The sequence below is a fragment of the Nocardioides cynanchi genome (genome assembly GCF_008761635.1).
In the GTDB taxonomy this organism is placed as follows: domain Bacteria; phylum Actinomycetota; class Actinomycetes; order Propionibacteriales; family Nocardioidaceae; genus Nocardioides; species Nocardioides cynanchi.
Window position 1 is genome coordinate 2,420,244 of the sequence record NZ_CP044344.1, and the last position, 19,753, is coordinate 2,439,996.

At 72.6% G+C, this 19,753-nt stretch carries 21 protein-coding genes; 12 read left to right on the top strand and 9 right to left on the bottom strand.

Annotation, left to right across the window (positions count from 1 at the left end; genetic code table 11):
• Positions 1-100: 100 nt before the first annotated feature.
• Positions 101-595 (top strand): hypothetical protein, encoded by a 495-nt coding sequence (locus tag E3N83_RS11660; RefSeq protein WP_151083420.1) that lies wholly within the window; start codon positions 101-103, stop codon positions 593-595.
• 123 nt (positions 596-718) lie between these two features.
• On the opposite strand, the gene hflX is transcribed toward E3N83_RS11660, so the two are convergent.
• A complete protein-coding gene (hflX, locus tag E3N83_RS11665) occupies positions 719-2,284 on the bottom strand; it encodes a GTPase HflX (protein WP_191907777.1) in 1,566 nt (521 codons plus the stop codon).
• Positions 2,285-2,578: 294 nt separating this feature from the next.
• On the opposite strand from hflX, the gene E3N83_RS11670 reads away from it, so the two are divergent.
• Complete coding sequence (locus E3N83_RS11670) at positions 2,579-3,547, top strand: hypothetical protein (protein WP_151083421.1); 969 nt, start codon at positions 2,579-2,581, stop codon at positions 3,545-3,547.
• An 88-nt stretch (positions 3,548-3,635) separates the two neighbouring features.
• The gene (locus E3N83_RS11675; RefSeq protein WP_151083422.1) at positions 3,636-6,110 is read left to right on the top strand and encodes a GcvT family protein; all 2,475 of its coding nucleotides are present in this window, start codon (positions 3,636-3,638) and stop codon (positions 6,108-6,110) included.
• Positions 6,111-6,170: 60 nt separating this feature from the next.
• Here E3N83_RS11675 and E3N83_RS11680 read toward each other — a convergent pair whose 3' ends face one another.
• From E3N83_RS11680 to E3N83_RS11690, 3 genes are all read right to left on the bottom strand, one after another.
• Positions 6,171-7,079, bottom strand: coding sequence for a quinone oxidoreductase family protein (locus E3N83_RS11680; protein WP_191907778.1), 909 nt, complete (start codon positions 7,077-7,079; stop codon positions 6,171-6,173).
• Between the two features lie 76 nt (positions 7,080-7,155).
• Positions 7,156-7,932, bottom strand: a complete 777-nt coding sequence (locus E3N83_RS11685) for an SDR family NAD(P)-dependent oxidoreductase (protein WP_151083424.1) — start codon at positions 7,930-7,932, stop codon at positions 7,156-7,158.
• Positions 7,933-7,962: 30 nt separating this feature from the next.
• Positions 7,963-8,604, bottom strand: coding sequence for a winged helix-turn-helix transcriptional regulator (locus tag E3N83_RS11690; RefSeq protein WP_191907779.1), 642 nt, complete (start codon positions 8,602-8,604; stop codon positions 7,963-7,965).
• A gap of 75 nt (positions 8,605-8,679) precedes the next feature.
• Here E3N83_RS11690 and E3N83_RS11695 point away from each other — a divergent pair, with 75 nt between their 5' ends.
• The 3 genes from E3N83_RS11695 to E3N83_RS11705 are packed head-to-tail and all read left to right on the top strand — an operon-like array spanning position 8,680 to position 11,055.
• Positions 8,680-10,104 (top strand): DHA2 family efflux MFS transporter permease subunit, encoded by a 1,425-nt coding sequence (locus tag E3N83_RS11695; RefSeq protein ID WP_191907780.1) that lies wholly within the window; start codon positions 8,680-8,682, stop codon positions 10,102-10,104.
• A complete protein-coding gene (locus E3N83_RS11700; RefSeq protein ID WP_202879209.1) occupies positions 10,101-10,538 on the top strand; it encodes a PaaI family thioesterase in 438 nt (145 codons plus the stop codon). Before E3N83_RS11695 ends, E3N83_RS11700 begins: the two co-directional genes overlap by 4 nt.
• Positions 10,539-10,593: 55 nt before the next feature.
• Positions 10,594-11,055, top strand: coding sequence for a hypothetical protein (locus tag E3N83_RS11705; RefSeq protein ID WP_151083427.1), 462 nt, complete (start codon positions 10,594-10,596; stop codon positions 11,053-11,055).
• Positions 11,056-11,069: 14 nt separating this feature from the next.
• Here the strand turns inward: E3N83_RS11705 and dapF are convergent, their stop codons facing one another.
• The 4 genes from dapF to miaA form a co-directional block, all read right to left on the bottom strand.
• The gene (gene dapF, locus E3N83_RS11710) at positions 11,070-11,981 is read right to left on the bottom strand and encodes a diaminopimelate epimerase (RefSeq protein ID WP_151083428.1); all 912 of its coding nucleotides are present in this window, start codon (positions 11,979-11,981) and stop codon (positions 11,070-11,072) included.
• A 28-nt stretch (positions 11,982-12,009) separates the two neighbouring features.
• The gene (locus tag E3N83_RS20020) at positions 12,010-12,888 is read right to left on the bottom strand and encodes a gamma-glutamyltransferase (protein ID WP_238342871.1); all 879 of its coding nucleotides are present in this window, start codon (positions 12,886-12,888) and stop codon (positions 12,010-12,012) included.
• Positions 12,771-13,856 carry a gamma-glutamyltransferase gene (locus E3N83_RS20025; RefSeq protein ID WP_238342872.1) on the bottom strand — a complete coding sequence of 362 codons (1,086 nt, stop codon included), beginning with the start codon at positions 13,854-13,856 and terminating at the stop codon, positions 12,771-12,773. The genes E3N83_RS20020 and E3N83_RS20025 overlap by 118 nt, the downstream gene beginning before the upstream one ends.
• A 100-nt stretch (positions 13,857-13,956) precedes the next feature.
• A complete protein-coding gene (gene miaA / locus E3N83_RS11720; protein WP_151083429.1) occupies positions 13,957-14,883 on the bottom strand; it encodes a tRNA (adenosine(37)-N6)-dimethylallyltransferase MiaA in 927 nt (308 codons plus the stop codon).
• A gap of 47 nt (positions 14,884-14,930) precedes the next feature.
• Here miaA and E3N83_RS11725 point away from each other — a divergent pair, with 47 nt between their 5' ends.
• The 5 genes from E3N83_RS11725 to E3N83_RS11745 all read left to right on the top strand — a co-directional run bounded on the left by E3N83_RS11725 (position 14,931) and on the right by E3N83_RS11745 (position 16,548).
• Entirely contained in the window at positions 14,931-15,215 is a 285-nt protein-coding gene (locus E3N83_RS11725) for a hypothetical protein (protein ID WP_151083430.1), read from the top strand.
• Positions 15,216-15,314: 99 nt separating this feature from the next.
• Positions 15,315-15,494, top strand: a complete 180-nt coding sequence (locus tag E3N83_RS11730; protein ID WP_151083431.1) for an antitoxin — start codon at positions 15,315-15,317, stop codon at positions 15,492-15,494.
• Between the two features lie 11 nt (positions 15,495-15,505).
• Positions 15,506-15,961 carry an NUDIX hydrolase gene (locus E3N83_RS11735; RefSeq protein WP_151083432.1) on the top strand — a complete coding sequence of 152 codons (456 nt, stop codon included), beginning with the start codon at positions 15,506-15,508 and terminating at the stop codon, positions 15,959-15,961.
• Positions 15,962-15,994: 33 nt separating this feature from the next.
• Positions 15,995-16,234, top strand: coding sequence for a hypothetical protein (locus E3N83_RS11740; protein WP_151083433.1), 240 nt, complete (start codon positions 15,995-15,997; stop codon positions 16,232-16,234).
• On the top strand, positions 16,231-16,548 hold the full coding sequence (locus E3N83_RS11745; RefSeq protein WP_151083434.1) for a hypothetical protein: 318 nt from the start codon (positions 16,231-16,233) through the stop codon (positions 16,546-16,548). The genes E3N83_RS11740 and E3N83_RS11745 overlap by 4 nt, the downstream gene beginning before the upstream one ends.
• Before the next feature lie 132 nt (positions 16,549-16,680).
• On the opposite strand, the gene miaB is transcribed toward E3N83_RS11745, so the two are convergent.
• Positions 16,681-18,168 carry a tRNA (N6-isopentenyl adenosine(37)-C2)-methylthiotransferase MiaB gene (gene miaB, locus E3N83_RS11750; protein WP_151083435.1) on the bottom strand — a complete coding sequence of 496 codons (1,488 nt, stop codon included), beginning with the start codon at positions 18,166-18,168 and terminating at the stop codon, positions 16,681-16,683.
• Positions 18,169-18,201: 33 nt separating this feature from the next.
• On the opposite strand from miaB, the gene E3N83_RS11755 reads away from it, so the two are divergent.
• A complete protein-coding gene (locus E3N83_RS11755) occupies positions 18,202-19,731 on the top strand; it encodes a CehA/McbA family metallohydrolase (protein ID WP_151083436.1) in 1,530 nt (509 codons plus the stop codon).
• The last annotated feature ends 22 nt before the right edge of the window (positions 19,732-19,753 follow it).

Consider the following 19,753-nt stretch of genomic DNA (forward strand, 5'->3'; position numbering starts at 1 on the left):
AGCGCCGGTCGCCCATCGATCCGAAGCGCAAGCCGGAGGGTGGCTCCTACAGTCGGCTCACCGTGCAGACGGCACGGCCGCACCCCCTGGGAGAATCATCATGGACCTCACCCTCACCGCCCGCCGCGGCAGTGCCGTCGTCGCCTCGCTCGCGGCCGGCGCCCTGCTCACCCTCGCCTCGCCCTCGATGTCGCACGCCTCCGGGGCCCGCGACTCCGACCACGACGGCATGCCCAACCGCTGGGAGGTCCGGCACCACCTCAACCCGCACCACGCCAACGCCGCGGGCGACCCCGACCAGGACGGCCTCCGCAACCTCGCCGAGTTCCGCCACGGCACCGCTCCGCACCAGTCCGACTCCGACGACGACGGTGTCGAGGACGGCACGGAGGTGCACGACGGCTGCACCGCGACCGACCCGACCGACAGCGACACCGACGACGACGGTGTCGAGGACGGCCAGGAGGACACCGACGGCGACGGCATCGACGACGCCGAGGACACCACCGAGGACAACTGCCAGGGTGACGAGGACGTGCCCGGCGGCTCCGGTGGCGGCACGGACGGCCTCGTCGTCCACTACGTCGTGCGCTGACTCGGCGCAAAGAAGCACCCGTACGACGCCGACTCGGCGCAAGAGAGCACCCGTACGACGCCGACTCGGCGCAAAGAAGCACGAACGCCCGGCCACCACCACGGTGGCCGGGCGTTCGTCTGCTCAGACGGGGTACGCCGCCAGCTCACCGGCCAGGTCGGCATGGGCGCGACCCCGGACCACCGTGCCGTCGCCGGTGTGCTCGAGGGACTCGATCTCACCGTGCTGGTGCAGCCGGTCGAGCAGGTCGCCACGCGCGTAGGGCAGCAGCGCGCTGAACTCCACACCGGGCCGCGGCAGGTCGCCCTCGAGCAGGGCCAGGGCGTCCTCGATGCCCTCGCCCGTACGAGCGCTGACGACCACCGAGTGCGGCTCGCGCTGGCGCAGCCGGGCCAGCACCATCGGGTCGGCCGCGTCGGCCTTGTTGATCACGATGATCTCGGGCACCTTGTCGGCGCCGATCTCGGCGAACACCTCGCGCACCGCGGCGATCTGGCCCTCGGGGTCGGGGTGGGAGCCGTCGACGACGTGCAGGATCAGGTCGGAGTCGGCCACCTCCTCCAACGTGGATCGGAAGGCCTCGACCAGCTGGTGGGGCAGGTGCCGGACGAAGCCGACGGTGTCGCTCATCGTGTACACACGGCCGTCACCGGTCGCCGTACGACGGGTGGTCGGGTCGAGGGTCGCGAACAGCGCGTCCTCGACCAGCACCCCCGCGCCGGTCAGCTTGTTGAGCAGGCTGGACTTGCCGGCGTTGGTGTAACCCGCGATCGCGACGCTCGGGATGTGGTGGCGCCGGCGCTCCTGGCGCTTGGTGTCGCGGGTGCCCTTCATGTGGGTCAGCTCGCGGCGCAGCTTGGCGATCTTGGTGTTGATCCGGCGGCGGTCGGTCTCGAGCTTGGTCTCACCGGGGCCGCGGCCACCGATGCCCTCGCCGCCCGCGGCGCGGCCACCGGCCTGGCGCGAGAGGTTGCCGCCCCAGCCGCGCAGGCGCTGCTTCATGTAGCTGAGCTGGGCCAGCTCGACCTGCGCCTGGCCCTCGGCGCTCTTGGCGTGCTGGGCGAAGATGTCGAGGATCAGCGCGGTCCGGTCGACGACCTTGACCTTGACCTTGTCCTCGAGGTTGCGCAGCTGGCTGGGGGCCAGGTCGCCGTCCATGATCACGGTGTCGGCGCCGCTGGCGCGCACGATCTCGCGGAGCCCGTCGACCTTGCCGCGGCCGATGAAGGTCGCCGGGTCGGGCTTGTTGCGGCGCTGGTAGATCGCGTCGAGCACCTCGGAGCCGGCCGTCTCGGCCAGCGCGGCGAGCTCGGCCATGGAGTTCTCGGCGGTCTCCACGGTGCCGTCGGTCCAGACGCCGACCAGGATCACCTTCTCCAGCCGGAGCTGGCGGTACTCGACCTCGGAGATGTCCTCGAGCTCGGTCGAGAGCCCCTGCACGCGCCGCAGGGCGTAGCGCTCGGCGAGGTCCTGCTCCCCGCTGGTGAGCTCGGGGTCGCTGTCGTCGTACGCCGCGTCGGACTCGTCGTCGGCGTACCCCGACTCCCACTCGTCGTCCTCGTCGGCTGCCTCGTCGTCGAGCTGGTCGGTCTCGGCCGGCGTGGCCGGGTCGAGGTTGGCGTCCTCGTCCCAGCCGGTCGTCTGGTCGAGCTCGGAGTCGAGACTGAAGTGGTCGTGTGCGTTCGTCATATGCCGTCCAGCGTAGGTCGCCCCGGGTGGCAGCGCACACCCTTAACCCCGCGGCGTACCCCGGGGAGCGGTGAGCCAGGACCAGTTCCCTGCCCCGTATCCGGTCCTGAGCCACCGCCGACCGGCCGCCCGGGTCGGGAGCGGTGAGCCAGGACCGGTTTCGCGTCCCGAATCCGGTCCTGAGCCACCGCCGGTGAGCCGGTCACCGTGCACAGGCCCGATCTGCGACCAGGTCGTCCACAGGCGGGCGACTCATGCGGGCCACGTGGCCCCGTTCGCGGCAGCGTCATCGGCATGCGCGACATCCCGACCCCGCTGCTGCACGGCCCGTTCACCCGGGCCGGCGCGTTGGAGCTGGGCGTGTCCAAGACCATGCTCGCCGGACATCGCTTCGTCCGCGTCCATCCACGGGTGTGGCGACACCGCGACCACGTGATGACGTGGGCGGACGACCTCGAGGCAGCCCGGCTGGCGCTGCCCTTGGCAGCCAGGCCCACGGGGATCACCCGGATCCAGATGCTGGGGCTCGACCAGGGCCCTCGACGACCCCTGCACTTCGTCATCCAGGGCGACCTCCACCTCGCACTGGACGGGATCTTCCTCCATCGCACCCTGGCGCTCGCGCCCTGCGACGAGTACGGCGTCACGCCGACCGGGGCCTACCTCGCCTGGTGCGCCACGGCTCGGACGATCGACGCCATCGCCGTCGGAGACTGGTTGCTCCATCACCGGCACATGACCGTGCGCGGGCTCGCCGACCTGGCCCTGGCTGCGCCGTGGCGAGACGGCGCAGACGAGGCGTTGTGGGTCCTGGACCTGCTCGACGGCCGCTCGCGTTCACTCAAGGAGTCCGAGACGCGCGCGCTGATCGTCGCCAGTGGTCTGCCCTCGCCGGAGTCCAACCATCCGGTCGCGTTGGGAGGTGACGCTGTCGCGCTCGGTGATCTGGTGTTCAGGCCGTGGGGACTCGTCGTCGAGTACGAAGGAGCCCACCACCAAGTCGATCGCGGTCAGTACAACGCGGACATCGAACGCTTCGCACTCTTCCGCGACCACGACGTGCCCTATCTCCAGGTCACCCAGGAGTCGTTGGCTCGACCCAAGACCATGGTCGGCACCGTCTACCGACGACTCCTCCGCCTCGGGTACCTCGGCCCTCCGCCACAGTTCGGTGAGGCGTGGGATGCGCTCTTCCGACCGATCCGTCGGTCACTGCCACCACGTCGTACGCGACTTCGCGAGCTCGTTGCCGGGCAGCGGTGAGCCAGGACCGCTTGGCCCGACTGCTTCCGGTCCCACGTCACCGCCGCCTGCACCTCATCGCCGGGCGCGCCCCCGCTAGGTTGTGCCGGTGAGTGCTCCCGACCTCCCCGGCCGCGCCCGGGTCGTGATCATCGGCGGCGGAGTCATCGGGTGCTCCGTGGCCTACCACCTCGCCCACGAGGGCTGGACCGACGTCGTCGTGCTCGAGCGCGACCGCCTGACCAGCGGTACGACGTGGCACGCCGCCGGGCTGATGACCTGCTTCGGCTCGACGTCCGAGACCAGCACCGGCATCCGGCTCTACTCGCGCGACCTCTACGCCCGGCTCGAGGCCGAGACCGGGGTGTCCACGGGCTTCAAGCCGGTCGGGCTGATCGAGGCGGCGGCCGACGCCGACCGGCAGCACGAGTACCGCCGCGTGGCCGCCTTCCAGCGCCACTTCGGGCTCGAGGTCGAGGAGATCGGCCCGCAGGAGATGTCCGACCTCTTCCCGTGGGCGAAGACCGACGACCTGCTCTCCGGCTTCTACGTGCCCGGCGACGGCCGGGTCAACCCGGTCGACCTGACCCAGTCGCTGGCCCGCGGCGCCAAGGACCTCGGTGTCCGGATCGTCGAGGGCGTGCGCGTCGAGGACGTGTTGGTCTCGACCGGCCCGACCGGCGGCATCGGGCGGGTCACCGGCGTCCGGGTCGCGACCGACTCGACCGGCGACACAGCCGAGATCGAGGCCGAGTACGTCGTCAACTGCACGGGCATGTGGGCCCGCGAGCTGGCCGAGAAGAGCGGGGTCGTCGTCCCCAACCAGGCGGCCGAGCACTACTACCTGATCACCGACACCATCGAGGGTCTCGACCCGAACGCCCCGGTCTTCGAGGACCCCGCCGCACACGGGTACTACCGCGAGGAGGGCGGCGGGATGATGGTCGGCCTGTTCGAGCCGCGGGCCGCGGCCTGGGCGGTCGACGGGATCCCGGCCGGCACGTCGTTCACCACGCTGAAGCCGGACTGGGACCGGATGTCGCCGTTCCTCGAGACCGCGATGGCGCGGGTGCCGGTCACCCTCGACGCCGGGGTGCGCACCTTCTTCTGCGGCCCCGAGTCGTTCACCCCCGACCTGATGCCGGCCGTCGGCGAGGCGCCGAGCCTGCGCAACTACTTCGTGGCCGCGGGCATGAACTCCGTCGGCATCCTCTCCGCCGGCGGCCTCGGCCGGGTGCTGGCGCACTGGATCATCTCCGGGCTCCCCGACGTCGACGTGACCGCGTGGGACGTCGCCCGCTTCCGCGCCGACCAGCTCGAGCCGTCGTACCGCCGCGACCGCACCACCGAGATCCTGGGCACCGTGTACGCCGCGCACACGCCGGGCAAGCAGCTGCGCACCGCCCGCGACCGGCTGCTCTCCCCAGTCCACCAGCGGCTGGTCGAGCACGGTGGGCTGCTCCGCGAGGTCTCCGGCTGGGAGGGGGCCGACTGGTTCGCCGGGCGCGGCGTCGAGCCGGTCGCCGAGCCGACCTGGGGCCGGGCGCCGTGGTTCGAGCAGTGGGCCGAGGAGCACCGGACCGTCCGCGAGGGCGTCGGGCTGATGGACATGTCGTTCATGGCGAAGTTCGCCGTCCTCGGCAAGGCCGCCGGGCCGATGCTCGACCACCTCTCGGCCGGCGAGGTGAACGGCGAGCCCGGCTGGCTCACCTACACCCAGTGGCTCAACGACGACGGCCGGATCGAGGCCGACCTGACCGTCGGGAAGATCACCGACGAGCGGATGTTCGTGATCGCCTCCGACACCGGGCACGGCCACGTGCGGGCGCTGCTCGACCGCGCCGCGGACGGCCGTGACGTCACGATCCGCGACCTGACCGCCGAGGTGGGCCAGCTCAACCTCCAGGGGCCGCTGTCACGCGACGTCCTGGCCGGCCTCACCGATGCCGACCTGTCGACCGAGGCCTGGCCCTTCCGTGGCGTCCGCGAGATCGAGGTCGCCGGTGTCCCGGTGATCTGCGCCCGGATCACCTACCTCGGCGAGCTCGGCTACGAGCTGTACGCCGACGCGGCCCGGTGTCTCGAGCTGTACGACGCCCTGCTCGCCGACGAGCGGGTGCGGCCGGTCGGGCTCAAGGCGCTGGCCTCGCTGAGGATGGAGAAGGCCTACCGCGACTACGGCCACGACATCGACAACACCGACTGCCCGCTGGACGTGGGCCTCGGCTTCGCGGTCGCGTGGGACACCGACTTCCGCGGCAAGCAGGCGCTGCTGGCCCGCAAGGCGTCCTTCCCGTCGACGCACCGGCTGGTGCAGGTCCGGCTGACCGACCCCGAGCCGCTGCTCCACCACGCGGAGCCGGTGCTCCGTGACGGCGTCGTGGTCGGCTACGTCCGCGCCGCGTCGTACGGCTGGACGCTCGGCGCCGCGGTCGGCCTGGCCTTCGTGACCTCGGACGCGCCGGTGACCAAGGACTGGCTCGACGCCGGCTCGTGGCAGGTCGACATCGCCGGCGAGCGGCACGCGGCCGAGGTCTCGCTGCGACCGATGTACGACCCGACCAGCGCTCGCGTGCGCGCCTGACCGCGGGACGTCCTACGAGGTGGTTGTCCAAGCGACCGGAACGGATGACGTCCCGTTCGGTCAGGGGGTGATCACCAGCTTGCCGCCGACCCCGCCGGCCTCCAGACGGCGGTGGGCCTCGGCGGTCTGCTCGAGCGGGTACGTCGCCACGACGGTCGGGCGCAGGCCCGCGGCGACCTCGGACGCGAGCGCGTCGAGGCGGTCGCGGCCGGCGCGCACCAGCACGCCGTGCAGATCGAGGTTGCGGTCGATCGCGCGGTCGAGGTCGCCGGAGAGGTCGACGATGGTCGCGGCGTGGCCGTCGACCCTGACGTGCGGGAGCGAGCTCTCCAGCTGACCGCCGACCAGGTCGACGACCGCGTCCAGCTCGTGGCCGAGGGCCCGGCTGGCGGCGCGCGCGGGGTCGGGGTCGGCGCGGTCGAGCCAGAGGTCGACGCCGAGGGCCTCGAGACGGGCCCGGTCGTCTGGGCGCGAGGCGGCGGCGACGCGGAGGCCGCGGCGCCGGGCCAGCTGCACGAGCAGGTGGCCCACTCCTCCCGTAGCACCGTGCACGAGCAGCCAGGCGCCCTCGGTCAGCGCCATCCGGTCGAGCGTCTGGAGCGCCGTGCACCCGGCCAGCGGCAGGGCAGCGGCCGTCACCGCGTCCAGCCCAGGTGGGCGCGGCGCGACCAGGCCGGCGGGTACGACGACCCGCTCGGCCAGCGCAGCCCACCTCGTGCCCTGCACCGGGAGCAGCCCCCAGACCTCCTCGCCCGTCCCGACCGTCCGGCCGGCGAACTCGTATCCCACGGCGTACGGCGCCTCGACGCCCGCCCAGGACGGGTCGGCACGGTTGCCGCAGTCGACCGGGTTGACGCCGACGGCCTCGACGGCGACCACGACCTCGCCGGGTCCGGCTTCCGGGACCGCACGTCGTACCACGATCAGGGCGTCCGGACCGCCCGGCTGCTCGACGACGACCGCACGCATCGACTCACTCATACGACCCCCAACGGGCCGCCGGCCACCGAGATTCCGGTGGTGCTCGGCGGTGACGCGGGTGTGCCTACTTCGGGGGCATCCGGATGCCGCCGTCGACGCGGACCACGGCACCGTTCATGTAGGAGTTGGTGAGGCACTCGAGGACCATCGACGCCAGCTCCTCGGGCGAGCCGAGCCGCTTGGGGAAGAGCACCGACTCCCCCAGTCGGGCCTTGAACTCCTCGGCCTTCTCGCCCTCGCCGTAGATCGGGGTGTCGATCAGGCCGGGCGCCACGGTGTTCACCCGGACGCCGATCGCGGCCAGGTCACGGGCCACCGGCAGGGTCATGCCGACGATGCCGCCCTTGGAGGAGGAGTACGCCGCCTGCCCGATCTGGCCGTCGAAGGCCGCCACGCTCGCCAGGTTCACGATCGCCCCCCGCTCACCCGAGGCGAGCGGCTCGAGCCGGCTCATCGCCGTACCCGCGATCCGGACCGCGTCGAAGGTGCCGATCAGGTTGATCGCGATCACCCGCTTGTAGAGGTCGAGGTCGTGGGCCGACTCGTAGGTGCCGTCCCGCCCGACCGTGCGCGCGGCCGGGCCGATGCCGGCGGAGTTGACCAGCACCCGCAGCGGGGCCTGCTCGGAGGCCACCTCGACGGCGTTCGTGATCTGGGCGGTGTCGGTGACGTCGACGTGCACGAACACCCCGCCGAGCTCCTCGGCCAGCGCGGCGCCCTTGTCGGCCTGCACGTCGGCGACCACGACGGTCGCGCCGGCGGCGGCCAGCTGACGGGCGACGGCGGCGCCGATGCCCGACGCGGCCCCGGTGACGACGGCGGATGATCCGGAGATGTCCATGGCGGCGAGCCTAGGACAGGGGCTCGCGCCTCAGAGCACGAGGGCGAAGACCTTCGCGAAGGTACGCCGGGCCGCGCGCGAGCCGCTCACCTGCAGCCGATCGCCGAGGTCGGCGAGCCGCGCCGTGCCTCGGCACAGCTCCATCAGCGCTGCCGCACTGCCGGCGACGAGCAGGTCCGGCGGCGCCCCGGTGTCGGGACGCACCAGGCGACCCGCCTCCAGCTCCAGCCACTGCTCGGACCCGCCGAGCGCGAAGCGCACCCGCAGCGACGTGTCGGGCCAGGCCCGGGAGTCCAGGCGCGGCGCCAGCGTTCCGTGGACCACCATCTCCGGCCGCACCGCCCCCTCGACCGGGTCGGGGAGGAACGCCTGACCGAAACCGGACAGCGCGCGGAGCACGGGCGTGACCCGGCGACCCTCCGGGGTGAGCGCGTAGACCGACCGCGCGGCGGGCGCCGGGAGCTCGCGCTGCTCGACCAGGCCGTCCTCCTCCAGCGAGCGGAGCCGGTCGGCCAGCAGGTTGGTGGCGATCCCGGGGAGCCGGGAGCGCAGGTCGGTGAAGCGGCACTCCCCGAAGGACAGCTCGCGGAGCACCAGCAGGGTCCAGCGGTCGCCCACGCGGTCGAGTGCCGCGGCGATCCCGCAGTACTGGTCGTAGGTCTTCGTGGCCATGCACTCCATTCTAGATTGGTTTCGATTATGTATCAATCACTTGAGTTTTTAAACCATACGCTTTACCGTCGGTCCATGCCCGCCTCACCCCGCGCCATCGATCCGCGCGCCACTCTCGCCGTCGCCAGCCTCGCGTCGTTCATGGTCTTCCTCGACGCCCAGGTGCTCTTCGTGGCCTTCGACGACATCCGGTCGAGCTTCCCCACCGTCTCCTTCGCGACCATGTCGTGGACCCTGTCGGCCTACACCATCGCCCTCGCGGCCGCCTTGGTGCCGGCCGGCCGGATGGCCGACCGCTTCGGGCGACGTCGCACCTTCGTGATCGGTCTGGTCGCGTTCACCCTGGCGTCCGTCCTGTGCGCGCTGGCGCCCACGGCCGGGACGCTGGTCGTCTTCCGCGTCGTCCAGGCGCTCGGTGCGGCCGCGCTGGTGCCGTCGGCGCTGGCCATGGTGCTGACCGCCTTCCCGCCCGCGAAGGTGCCGGTCGCGGTCGCGATCTACGGCTCGATCTCTGCGCTCTCGGCCGCCGCCGGGCCGACCGTCGGCGCCCTGCTGGTCCAGCAGTGGGACTGGCGGGCAGTGTTCCTGGTCAACCTGCCGGTCGGAGTCCTGGCCCTCTCCCTGACCCGGCGCTACCTGCCCGAGTCACGCGAGACCGTGCGTCGAGCCTTCCCCGACCCCTGGGGCGTCCTGCTGCTCGCCGGGTCCCTGACCCTGCTGGCGCTCGGCATCGTGCAAGGGAACCAGTGGGACTGGCTGTCGACGCGGACCGTCGGCTCGGTCCTGCTCGGGCTGTTGCTCCTGGCCGCGTTCGTCCGGCGTACCCTCCGCGTCGCGGCACCGGCTCTGGACCTCACACTGTTCGCCGACCGGTCGTTCCGATGGGCCAACATCGCCACCGCGGTCTTCACCATCGGCTTCACCGCGATGTTCTTCGCCTCGATCCAGTTCACCACGCAGGTCTGGCATTACGGCATCGTCCGGGCCGGTCTGGCGATGATCCCGGGGCCGCTCGTCGTGGTGGCCCTGGCACCCCGGATGGGGCGGCTCGCGGCGGCGTACGGGCAGCGCGCCCTGCTCGTCCCCGGCGGCCTGGTCTGGGCCGGCACCGGGGTCTGGCAGCTGAGCCTGATGACCACCACTCCCGACTGGGCGGCGCACATGCTGCCCGCCTCGCTGCTCGGCGGGCTGGGGGTCTCGCTGGTGCTGCCCACCCTGATGAGTGCCGCCACCCAGCACCTGCCGCCCGACGAGCGCGCCGTCGGGTCCGCGGTGAACCAGGCGACGCGGCAGTTCGGGGCGACGTTCGGGGTGGCCCTCACCGTGGCCCTGCTCGGCGCCTACGGACCGGCCGACGCCCTCGGCCACTTCCAGCGGGTGTGGTGGATGCTGCTGCTCTCCGGAGTGCTCACCTCGGTCGCGGCCCTCTCCCTCCCGCGGCGCAGCGCTCCTCCCCAGCTCGCTCCGGAGCCCGCCGCCGCGCTGGTGGTGGAGCCGTGAACGCGCTCACCGACCTCACTGGCCTCGAGGTGATGACCCTGGTCGCGGCGGGTGCACTCCCGCCTCCCGGGATCGCCACCCTGCTCGGCATGCGGCTGCTCGAGGTCGAGGAGGGACGGGCGTCGTTCGCACTCGAGCCCGACGACCGGATGCTCAACCCGATCGGCTCGGTGCACGGCGGCATCGCGGCGACCCTGCTCGACTCCTGCATGGGCTGTGCCGTGCACACCACGCTGCCGGCCCGGTCGTCGTACACCACCGCCCAGCTCAGCCTCCACTACGTCCGCGGCATGCAGCCCGGCATGGGCGAGGTGACGGCGACCGGCACCGTCCTCCACGCCGGACGACGGCAGGTCACGGCCGAGGGTCGGCTCGTGGACCGGGACGGGCGGCTCCTCGCGCACGGCACCACCACCTGCCTGGTGCTCGCCTGACGGGTTGAGTACGACGGCTCAGGCGCGGCCGCGCGGGCCGGGCGATGGTGGGGACATGCCTACCGACGGTCGCCGCTTCGTCCTCCTCTCCCTGTTCGTCCTCGCCGTGGTGGGTGTGCTCGCCAGCACGCTGTGGGCGTGGTTCTGGGCCGGCTTCGACCTGGACACCCGGCCGCTGGCCCGCCAGGAGCACCTCGACCAGGCGCTCGCGGCGGCGCTGGGCGCCGGTCTGCTCGCCCTGTCGGCGATCCCCATGCGTCTGCTCCGCGTCCCGCACGAGATCGTCGTCCTGGTCTCTCTCGTCGTCGCCCTGCTCGGTGTCGTCGCCACCCTCCAGGTGATCGGCGCGGCCGATGCGCCGCGCCGGTCCGTCGACGACTCGGGGTGGGCGCTGACCGCCCAGCAGTTCTGGATCGCCCCCACGGGCTGGCCGATGGCGCTGTTCGTGGTGCTCACGCCGCTGGTCAGGACCCGAGCCTTCCGCGCGCGGCGCCCCGCCCGGGGCGAGTCGGCCTGACCTGTGCCAGGGCCTCAGAGGTCGGTGGTGCCGCGGGCGACGATCAGCGCCGGTCCGGTGAGGTGGACCCGGCCGTCGCCGTCGCGGGAGACCTCGAGCCGGCCACCGGGAACGTCGACCCGCCAGCGCCCGGGCGCGTCGCCGGCGTCCGGAGCCGCAGCGGCGACCGCCGCCGCGACCGCGCCGGTGCCGCACGACCGGGTCTCCCCGGAGCCGCGCTCGTGGACCCGCATCGCCACGTGCTCGGGCCCGCGGCGGACCACGAACTCGACGTTCACGCCCTCCGGGTAGACGCTCTCGTCGTAGGCCGGCTCGTCCCAGAGCCGCCCGGCCTCGGCGAGGTCGTCGACCATCACCACCGCGTGCGGGTTCCCGACGTCGACGTGCAGTGCCGGCCACGAGCGGTCGCCCACCGACACCTTGGTCTCGCCCAGGATCGTGGCCACCCCGAGGTCCACCCGGAACAGGTCGCCGTCACGGGACACCAGCTTCACGCCGTCGCGGGTCGCGATCCGGACCGGCTCGTCCGCCGGCACCAGCCCCTCGTCGTAGAGGTGCAGGGCGAAGACCCGGATCCCGTTGCCGCACATCTCGGCGAGCGAGCCGTCGGAGTTGCGATAGTCCATGAACCACTCGGCGCCGTGGTCTCGACTCCGCTCGACCACCGAGGGCCGCTCGACCACCGAGGACGGGACGTGGTCTCGACTCCGCTCGACCACCGAGGACCGCTCGACCACCGAGGACCGCTCGACCAACGACGCAGAGCGGATCACGCGGAGCACGCCGTCGCCGCCGATGCCGGCCCGCCGGTCGCACAGGGCCCGCACCCGCTCGGCGGACAGGTCGCCGTGGACCGATCCGTCGTGGTCGGGCAGCAGCACGAAGTCGTTCTCCGTGCCGTGGCCCTTGAGGAACGGGTAGCTCACCCCTCCAGTGTGACAGGAGGGATGGGCCTCAGCGGCGCGCTCGGACCACCAGCGCCGAGCCACCGCCGCGTCGGGTCGGCTCCGAGACGGCGGTGAGCAGCCGATGGGGTCCGAACTCGATCGCGGTCGCGGCACCGATCTCGGCGGCCGTCGTGCCCGGCGCACCGGCCGGGCTGAACGTGTGACCGTAGGCGCCCAGCGCCGCGCCGTACTGGTCGATGAACGCCTGCTCCGCGGTCACGCTGGGGGTGTTGCGCTGGGAGCCGCGCGGGGCCGCGATCGCCTGCTCGATGCTCATCCCCCGGTCGATCCGGTCGAAGAGCATCTGCAGCACCGTGGTGATGATGGTCGAGCCACCGGGCGAGCCCAGCGCGAGGTACGGCGTGCCGTGGCGGAGCACGATCGTCGGGGAGATCGAGGAGCGCGGGCGCTTGCCCCCCTCGATCCGGTTCGGGTCGCCGGCCGTCCACACGGGCGAGAAGTCGGTGAGCTCGTTGTTCAGCAGGAAGCCGCGACCGGGCAGCACGATCCCGGAGCCGCCGGTCTGCTCGATGGTCAGCGTGTACTCGACGATGTTGCCCCACCGGTCGGCCACGGTCAGGTTCGTGGTGTTGAGGTTCTCGGTGTCGGGGGCCTTCACCGTCGGGGTGGTCGACGCGGTGGCGCACTGGCCGTCGTACGACGTCACGTCGCCCGGTGCGACCGGCTTGGTCAGCGCCGTGGTCGGCTGGATCTGGCAGGCCCGCTCGGCGGCGTACCGGTCGGAGAGCAGGTCGTGCAGCGGCACGTTCACGTACGCCGGGTCCCCGACGTAGGCGCCGCGGTCGGCGAAGGCGAGGGCACTGGCCTCGAGGTAGTGGTGCAACGCGTCGACCGCCGACATCGACGACAGGTCGTAGCGCTCCATGATGTCGAGCGCCTCACCGACGGTCGACCCCCCGAGGACGACGGCGCCATGCCGTAGACGTCGTACCCCCGGTAGCCGACGTGCGTCGGCGCGCGGTCGACGGTGCGGTAGGCCACGAGGTCGGAGGGCTTCATGAAGCCGGGCGGCACGGGGAGCGTGGTGCTCGACGTCTTGGGCGGGTGCTGGGCGGTCCGGGCGATCTCGTGGGCGAGCCGGCCGCGGTAGAACACCCGGAGCCCGCGACGCGCGATCAGCCGGTACGTCGCGGCGAGGTCGGGGTTGCGGAAGACGGAGCCGACCTGCGGGGCGTCCCCGCCGGGCAGGAAGAGCCGCCGGGTGGAGCGGAAGGCCTCGAAGCGGGTCTTGTTCTCCAGCGTCTGCTGGCGGAACGTCGGGTCGACCACGAAGCCGCGCCGCGCGACCCGGATGCCCGGCCGCAGCACCTGGCCGAGCGACCTGCTCCCCCACCGGTCCAGGGCCCGCTGCCAGGTGGCGAGCGAGCCGGGCACCCCGACGGACACGCCGCTGGTGACCAGCTCGGGGGTGAAGTTGTAGGGCTGGCCGGTCGCCGGGTCGATGAACGCGTCGTGCGGCATCGAGGCCGGTGCGGTCTCGCGCCCGTCGATCGTCCGCACCCGCCCGGTGGCGGCGTCGTAGTGGACGAAGTAGCCACCGCCTCCGATGCCGGAGCTGTAGGGCTCGGTCACGCCGAGCACCGAGGCGGCGGCGACGGCCGCGTCGGTGGCGTTCCCCCCGTTCCTGAGCACCCGGAGGGCCGCGGCGGACGCTTCGGGGTCGACGGTGCTGACCGCACCGCCGTAGCCGATGCTGGTCGGCACCTTGGCGGTGTGCCGGACGACGCCGGCTCTCCCAGCGGACCCGGCCAGGGCCGGGGTGGTGGCGGCGGCGAGCACGCTTGCGGTGAGCAGGGCGGTCGCACCGACGGCACGACGGGACAGGTGGGTCACGGTTCCTCCCGAGAACGGATTCCCTGCCCCGTGCCCTCCCCGGGCCTCGGCATGCGCCCTCGGCGGGGTCGCTCCGTGTCGGCCCGATCAGGGCGGTGGCTCAGCCGGCGCGAGCGACCGAGGCCAGGGCCCGCTCCACCCGGTCGGGCGCGTCCCACGGAACCCAGACCACCCGTGGGTCCTTGCGGAACCAGCCGTCCTGGCGACGCGAGAAGCGGCGGGTCGCCGCCGCCGTCGCCTCGATCGCCTGGTCGAGGGTCAGCTGTCCGTCGAGGTACGCCGTCACCTCGCGGTAGCCGATCGCGGTCCGCGCGGTGCGGCCCTCGGCCAGGCCGACGGCGAGCAGCCGGCGTACCTCCTCGACCAGACCGTCGTCGAACATCTGCCGGACCCGCGCCGCGATCCGGGCGTCGAGGGTCGGCCGGTCGATGTCGACCCCGATCTGCACGGTGGCGGGGTCGACGTACACCGGCTCGGGCAGGACGGCGCGGAAGCCCCCGCCGGTCAGGGTCACGACCTCGAGGGCGCGCACGATGCGACGACCGTTCTCAGGCAGGATCCGGGCAGCTGACTCCGGGTCCTGCTCGGCGAGCCGACGGTGGAGCTCGGCCGGGCCCAGGTCGGCGAGCTCGGTCTCGAGCCCGGCGCGCACCTCCGGGTCGGTGCCGGGGAACTCGAAGCGGTCGACCACCGCCCGGGTGTAGAGGGCGGAGCCCCCGACCAGGATCGGCGTCCGGCGTCGTGCCCGCACCTCGCTGATCACCTGCCGGGCCCAGCCCTGGAACTCCGCGACGGTCAGCGGCTCGGTGACGTCGAGCAGGTCGAGCAGGTGGTGCGCGATGCCGCGGCGCTCGCCGGGCGGCGGGGACGCCGTACCGATGTCCATGCCGCGGTAGACCGCCATCGCGTCGGTGTTGACGATCTCGCCTTCGAGCCGTTCGGCGAGGTCGAGGGCCAGCGCGGTCTTCCCGGCGGCGGTGGCGCCCACGACGGCGACGATCGGCGGCCTCGACGACGGGTTGGCCATGCGGTCAGTCTGGCAGCCCGTTCCCCGGCCGGGCCTACTGTGGGCACATGGCCGGTGGCGTCCGCGAGGACGAGTTCGACGAGGACTGGGGTCACGACGACGTGCCCGGTGACGTCGCGCCGCCGTACTGGTTCGCGGGCAACCGGATGCCCGAGGACGCGCGCCGGATGGGCCTGACCCACCACGTGCCCGACGGTGCGCTGCTCGACTTCGCGGGCAAGCTCGACTCCTCGCGGCTCAAGCACCGGATCGCGGCGTGGGTGATGCTCGTGGTGTTCTGCCTGCCGGTCTTCTTCTACATCCTGCGGCTGGTGCTCGACGTCGTCGGGTAGGTCTCGACTCCGCTGACCACCGAGGGGACCCACGACATCCGAGGGCTAGGTTGGGCGCCAGGGCCCGCCACGGGACGGGCCGCGACCGAGGAGCACCTCATGGGATTTCTGGACGACGCCAAGAAGTTCGTGGACGAGCACGACAACCAGGTCGACGAGGCCATCGAGAAGGCCGGCGACCTGGCCGACAAGCAGACCGGCGGCAAGTACGCCGGGCAGATCGACAAGGCGCAGGACTTCGCCGAGGAGAAGACCGGCGACGGAGACACGGCCCGCTGAGGCCCGCCGGAGTGAGCGATCGGTTCCGCGTCGTCCCCGCGTCGTACGTCTTCCTCTTGCGGTCGGGTGGGTCCGGCGACGAGGTGCTGCTCCAGCTGCGGCAGCACACCGGCTACATGGACGACCACTGGGCGGCGGCCGCCGCGGGCCACGTCGAGCGCGGCGAGACGGCGTACGACGCGGCGCACCGTGAGGCGCGGGAGGAGATCGGCGTCGACGGGCTCGAGCTTGAGTTCCTGACCTCGATGCAGCGCACGCAGCACGCCGAGCCGATCGACGAGCGGATCGACTTCTTCTTCTCGGCGCGCACCTGGAACGGCGAGCCGCGGATCGTCGAGCCGGCCAAGTGCGCGGCCCTGGAGTGGTGGCCCCTCAGCGCGCTGCCGGACCCCGTCGTTCCGCACGAACGTGTCGTCCTCGACGGGTTGGGTACGGGACTGCCCAGCTACACGACGTTCGGTTTCTGACGCGCCGGGGAGGGCGCGGGGGGAGAGAAGGGAATGATCGACTTGGGAGAGCAGCCGACGCCTACGACCGAGCCCGCCGAGCCGCCTCCGGGCGGGGTCGACGCGGTCGAGGACACGCAGTTCGACACCACCCCGGTGGTGCCGGACCTGACTCGGGTGGGCAACACCGCGTCGAAGGACGAGGTGCCCGACGAGCTCACCGAGCCCGAGCCGACCGAGGACGGCGCCAGCACGGACGGTGCCAGCGAGCCCGAGCGGGAGGCACCGGCATGAGCGACCGACCCGAGGACGGCGCCGACGGCGGCCACGCCCAGGAGACCGAGCTGAAGGACTCCAACCCGAACGCAGCCGGCCCCGAACGCGCGGCCGGAGGCATGGGGGTCAGCAGCGAGCGCGTCGGCCCCACCGGTCCCGGCCAGGAGTCGACCGACGGCGAGCGCGACACCCGCGTTCCCGGTACCTCGGGCGCGCCCGAGATCGACGACGAGGACAACCCTCCCGAGCAGGCGCCCGGCAACCCGGAGCCCAACTCGGAGACCGGCCCGCCGGTCTCGGGCTACTCGTCGACGGACCCCCGCAGCGCCTGACCCGGCGGTGAGTCGGGACCGGTTCGGAGAGCAGTAACCGGTCGCAGGTCACCGCTCGGCGAGGCAGGGAGCTCCCGGCGGTGAGTCAGGACCGGTTCGGAGAGCCGAAACCGGTCCCAGGTCACCGCTGGGTCAGGCGCGGGCGCCGACCGTGGGCATGCCGAGGCCGACCGCGCTGCTGGTGACGGTGGGCGCCGCCGTGCGGGCCTCCCAGGCGTCGCCGGAGCGGGTACGACGTACGGCGAGCACCGGCCCGTCGGCGACCAGGTGGTGCGGTGCGGCGTAGGTGACCTCGACCTCGACCATGTCGCCGGGGCGGATCTGCCTCGTGGTCTCGAGGTCGCTCGACCACCGGGCGTCGGCGAAGTGGACCAGGCGGTTGTCGCGGGCCCGACCGCTGAGCCGGTGGGTGGCGGCGTCCTTGCGTCCCTCGCCCTCGGCGACCATCAGCTCGAGCCGCCGGCCGACCTGGGTGAGGTTCTCCGCCCAGGCCACGTCGTTGACCACCTCCACCAGCCGCTCGTAGCGCTCCCGCACCACGTCCGGCGGGACCTGGTCGGGCATGGTCGCGGCCGGGGTCCCGGGCCGGATGGAGTACTGGAAGGTGAACGCCGCGGCGAAGCGCGCCTCGCGGACCACCTCGAGGGTCTGCACGAAGTCGGCCTCGGTCTCGCCCGGGAAGCCGACGATGATGTCGGTGGTGATCGCGGCGTCGGGCATCGCGGCCCGGACCCGGTCGATGATCCCGAGGTACTTCTCGCGGCGGTAGGAGCGCCGCATCGCGCGCAGCACCTGGTCGGAGCCGCTCTGCAGCGGCATGTGCAGCTGCGGCATCACGTTGGGGGTCTCGGCCATCGCGGCGATCACGTCGTCGCGGAACTCCGCGGGGTGCGGCGAGGTGAACCGCACCCGCTCCAGCCCCTCGACCTCGCCACAGGCCCGGAGCAGCTTCGAGAACGCCTGCCGGTCGCCGAACTCCACGCCGTACGCATTGACGTTCTGCCCGAGCAGGGTGACCTCGCTGACGCCCTCGCCCACCAGGGCCCGGATCTCGGCGAGGATGTCGCCGGGCCGGCGGTCCTTCTCCGAGCCGCGCAGGCTCGGGACGATGCAGAACGTGCAGGTGTTGTTGCAGCCCACGCTCACGCTGACCCACGCGGCGTACGCCGACTCGCGCCGGGTCGGGAGCGTGGACGGGAACACCTCGAGCGACTCGAGGATCTCGACCTGGGCCTCCTCCTGCACCCGCGCCCGCTCGAGCAGCGCCGGCAGCGAGCCGATGTTGTGGGTGCCGAAGACGACGTCGACCCACGGTGCCTTCTGCGTGATCGTGGCGCGGTCCTTCTGGGCCAGGCAGCCGCCGACGGCGATCTGCATGCCCGGGGTCCTGGCCTTGACCGGTGCGAGGTGGCCGAGGTTGCCGTAGAGCTTGTTGTCGGCGTTCTCGCGCACCGCGCAGGTGTTGAAGACGACCACGTCGGCCTGGAACCCGTCGGGAGCCGCGACGTAGCCCGCCTCCTCGAGCAGCCCGGTCAGGCGCTCGGAGTCGTGGACGTTCATCTGGCACCCGTAGGTGCGGACCTCGTAGGTCCGGGGGGAGGGGTGCGTTGCAGAGCTCATGACCGGCCCACAGTACGGCAGGCTGTAGTCACCATGACCGATGACCAGACACCCCGCGCCCTGCACCGCCGGTCCCTGCTGCTCGGAGGGGCCGGGCTGGGCGCGGGCCTGGTGACCAGCGACGCGCTGCTCGACTTCCCGGCCGCCGCGGCGGGCACCACCACGACCCAGTACTTCCACGGCAGGTTCGACCGCGCCGACACCCGCGACTGGCACTACTTGCCGTTCACGATGCCCCGGGGCGTGCGCGAGCTGCGGGTGCACTACGACTTCACCCCGCACGACACCGGACTCGGCTACAGCACCAACGTCGTGGACATCGGGCTCTTCGACCCCTCGGGCCGAGGTCTCGGCAACGCCGCCGGCTTTCGTGGCTGGTCGGGTGGCGCCCGGCGCCGGATCCGGGTCAACCACCACTGGGCCACGCCGGGCTACCTGGCCGGACCCCTCACCCACGGTCGCTGGCACGTGATCCTCGGCCCGTTCCTGATCGTCCCGCCCGGTACGCCGTGGAAGGTGCGGGTCACCCTGCTGCACGGCGACCCCGTGCAGCCGGCCTTCGTGGCCGACCATGCGCCCAGCACCGTGGCGGGCACCGGCCCCGGGTGGTACCGCGGCGACCTCCACCTGCACTCGGTCCACTCCGACGGGCAGTGGACGCCCTCGGAGCTGGTCGCCCAGGCGCAGGCCAACGGGCTCGACTTCATGGGCACCTCGGACCACAACACCAACGCTGCGACACGGGTCTTCGGCCGCCACGTCCCCGACGACTTCCTGGTGATCAGCGGCGAGGAGGTCACCACGCGCAACGGGCACTGGCTGGCCACGGGGACGACGCCCGGCACCTGGGTGGACTGGCGCTACCGCAAGCAGGACCACGAGCTGGGTCGCTTCACCGACCTGACCCACAGCCGCGGTGGGGTGGCCGTCGCGGCCCACCCGTTCGTCCCGGTCGCCGGTACCCGCTGGGACTTCGACCCGTCGTACCGCCAGATGGACGCGGTCGAGGTCTGGAACGGCCCCTGGGGGGTGTTCAACCAGCGCGCCGTGGACGCCTGGCACGCGGCCCTCGTCGGCGGCCGCTTCACTCCCGCCGTCGGCAACTCCGACTCGCACCACAGCGGTCAGGTGGTCGGTCTGCCGCAGACGGTCTACCGGGCCGAGTCGTTGTCCACGGCCGCCATCCTCGACGCCCTGCGCGGCGGCCACTGCTGGGTCGCGGAGTCGTCCGAGATCGGGCTGTCCTTCGAGGGCCACGGCAGCGTCACGCTGACCAACACCGGCGAGTCGGGCGACACGGTCACTCTGGTCGGCGGGGAGCAGCTCGCCTGCCGGCTCGACGTGAGCGGCGTACCGGGCTGTGTCGGCCAGCTGATCGGGCCCACCGGCGTGATCGCCGGAGCCGTGGCCGACGGCAGCGGGCAGCTGACGGTGACCGCCGACGCCGCCGGCGGGTTCGTCCGGGCCGAGGTACGCCGCCCCGCCACGCTCCCGGTCGACCCGACGACCTCGCAGACGGCCGCGCCCATGGTGGCGCTGACCAACCCGATCTTCACCGCCTGACGCCTGATCGGTGGTCGAGCGG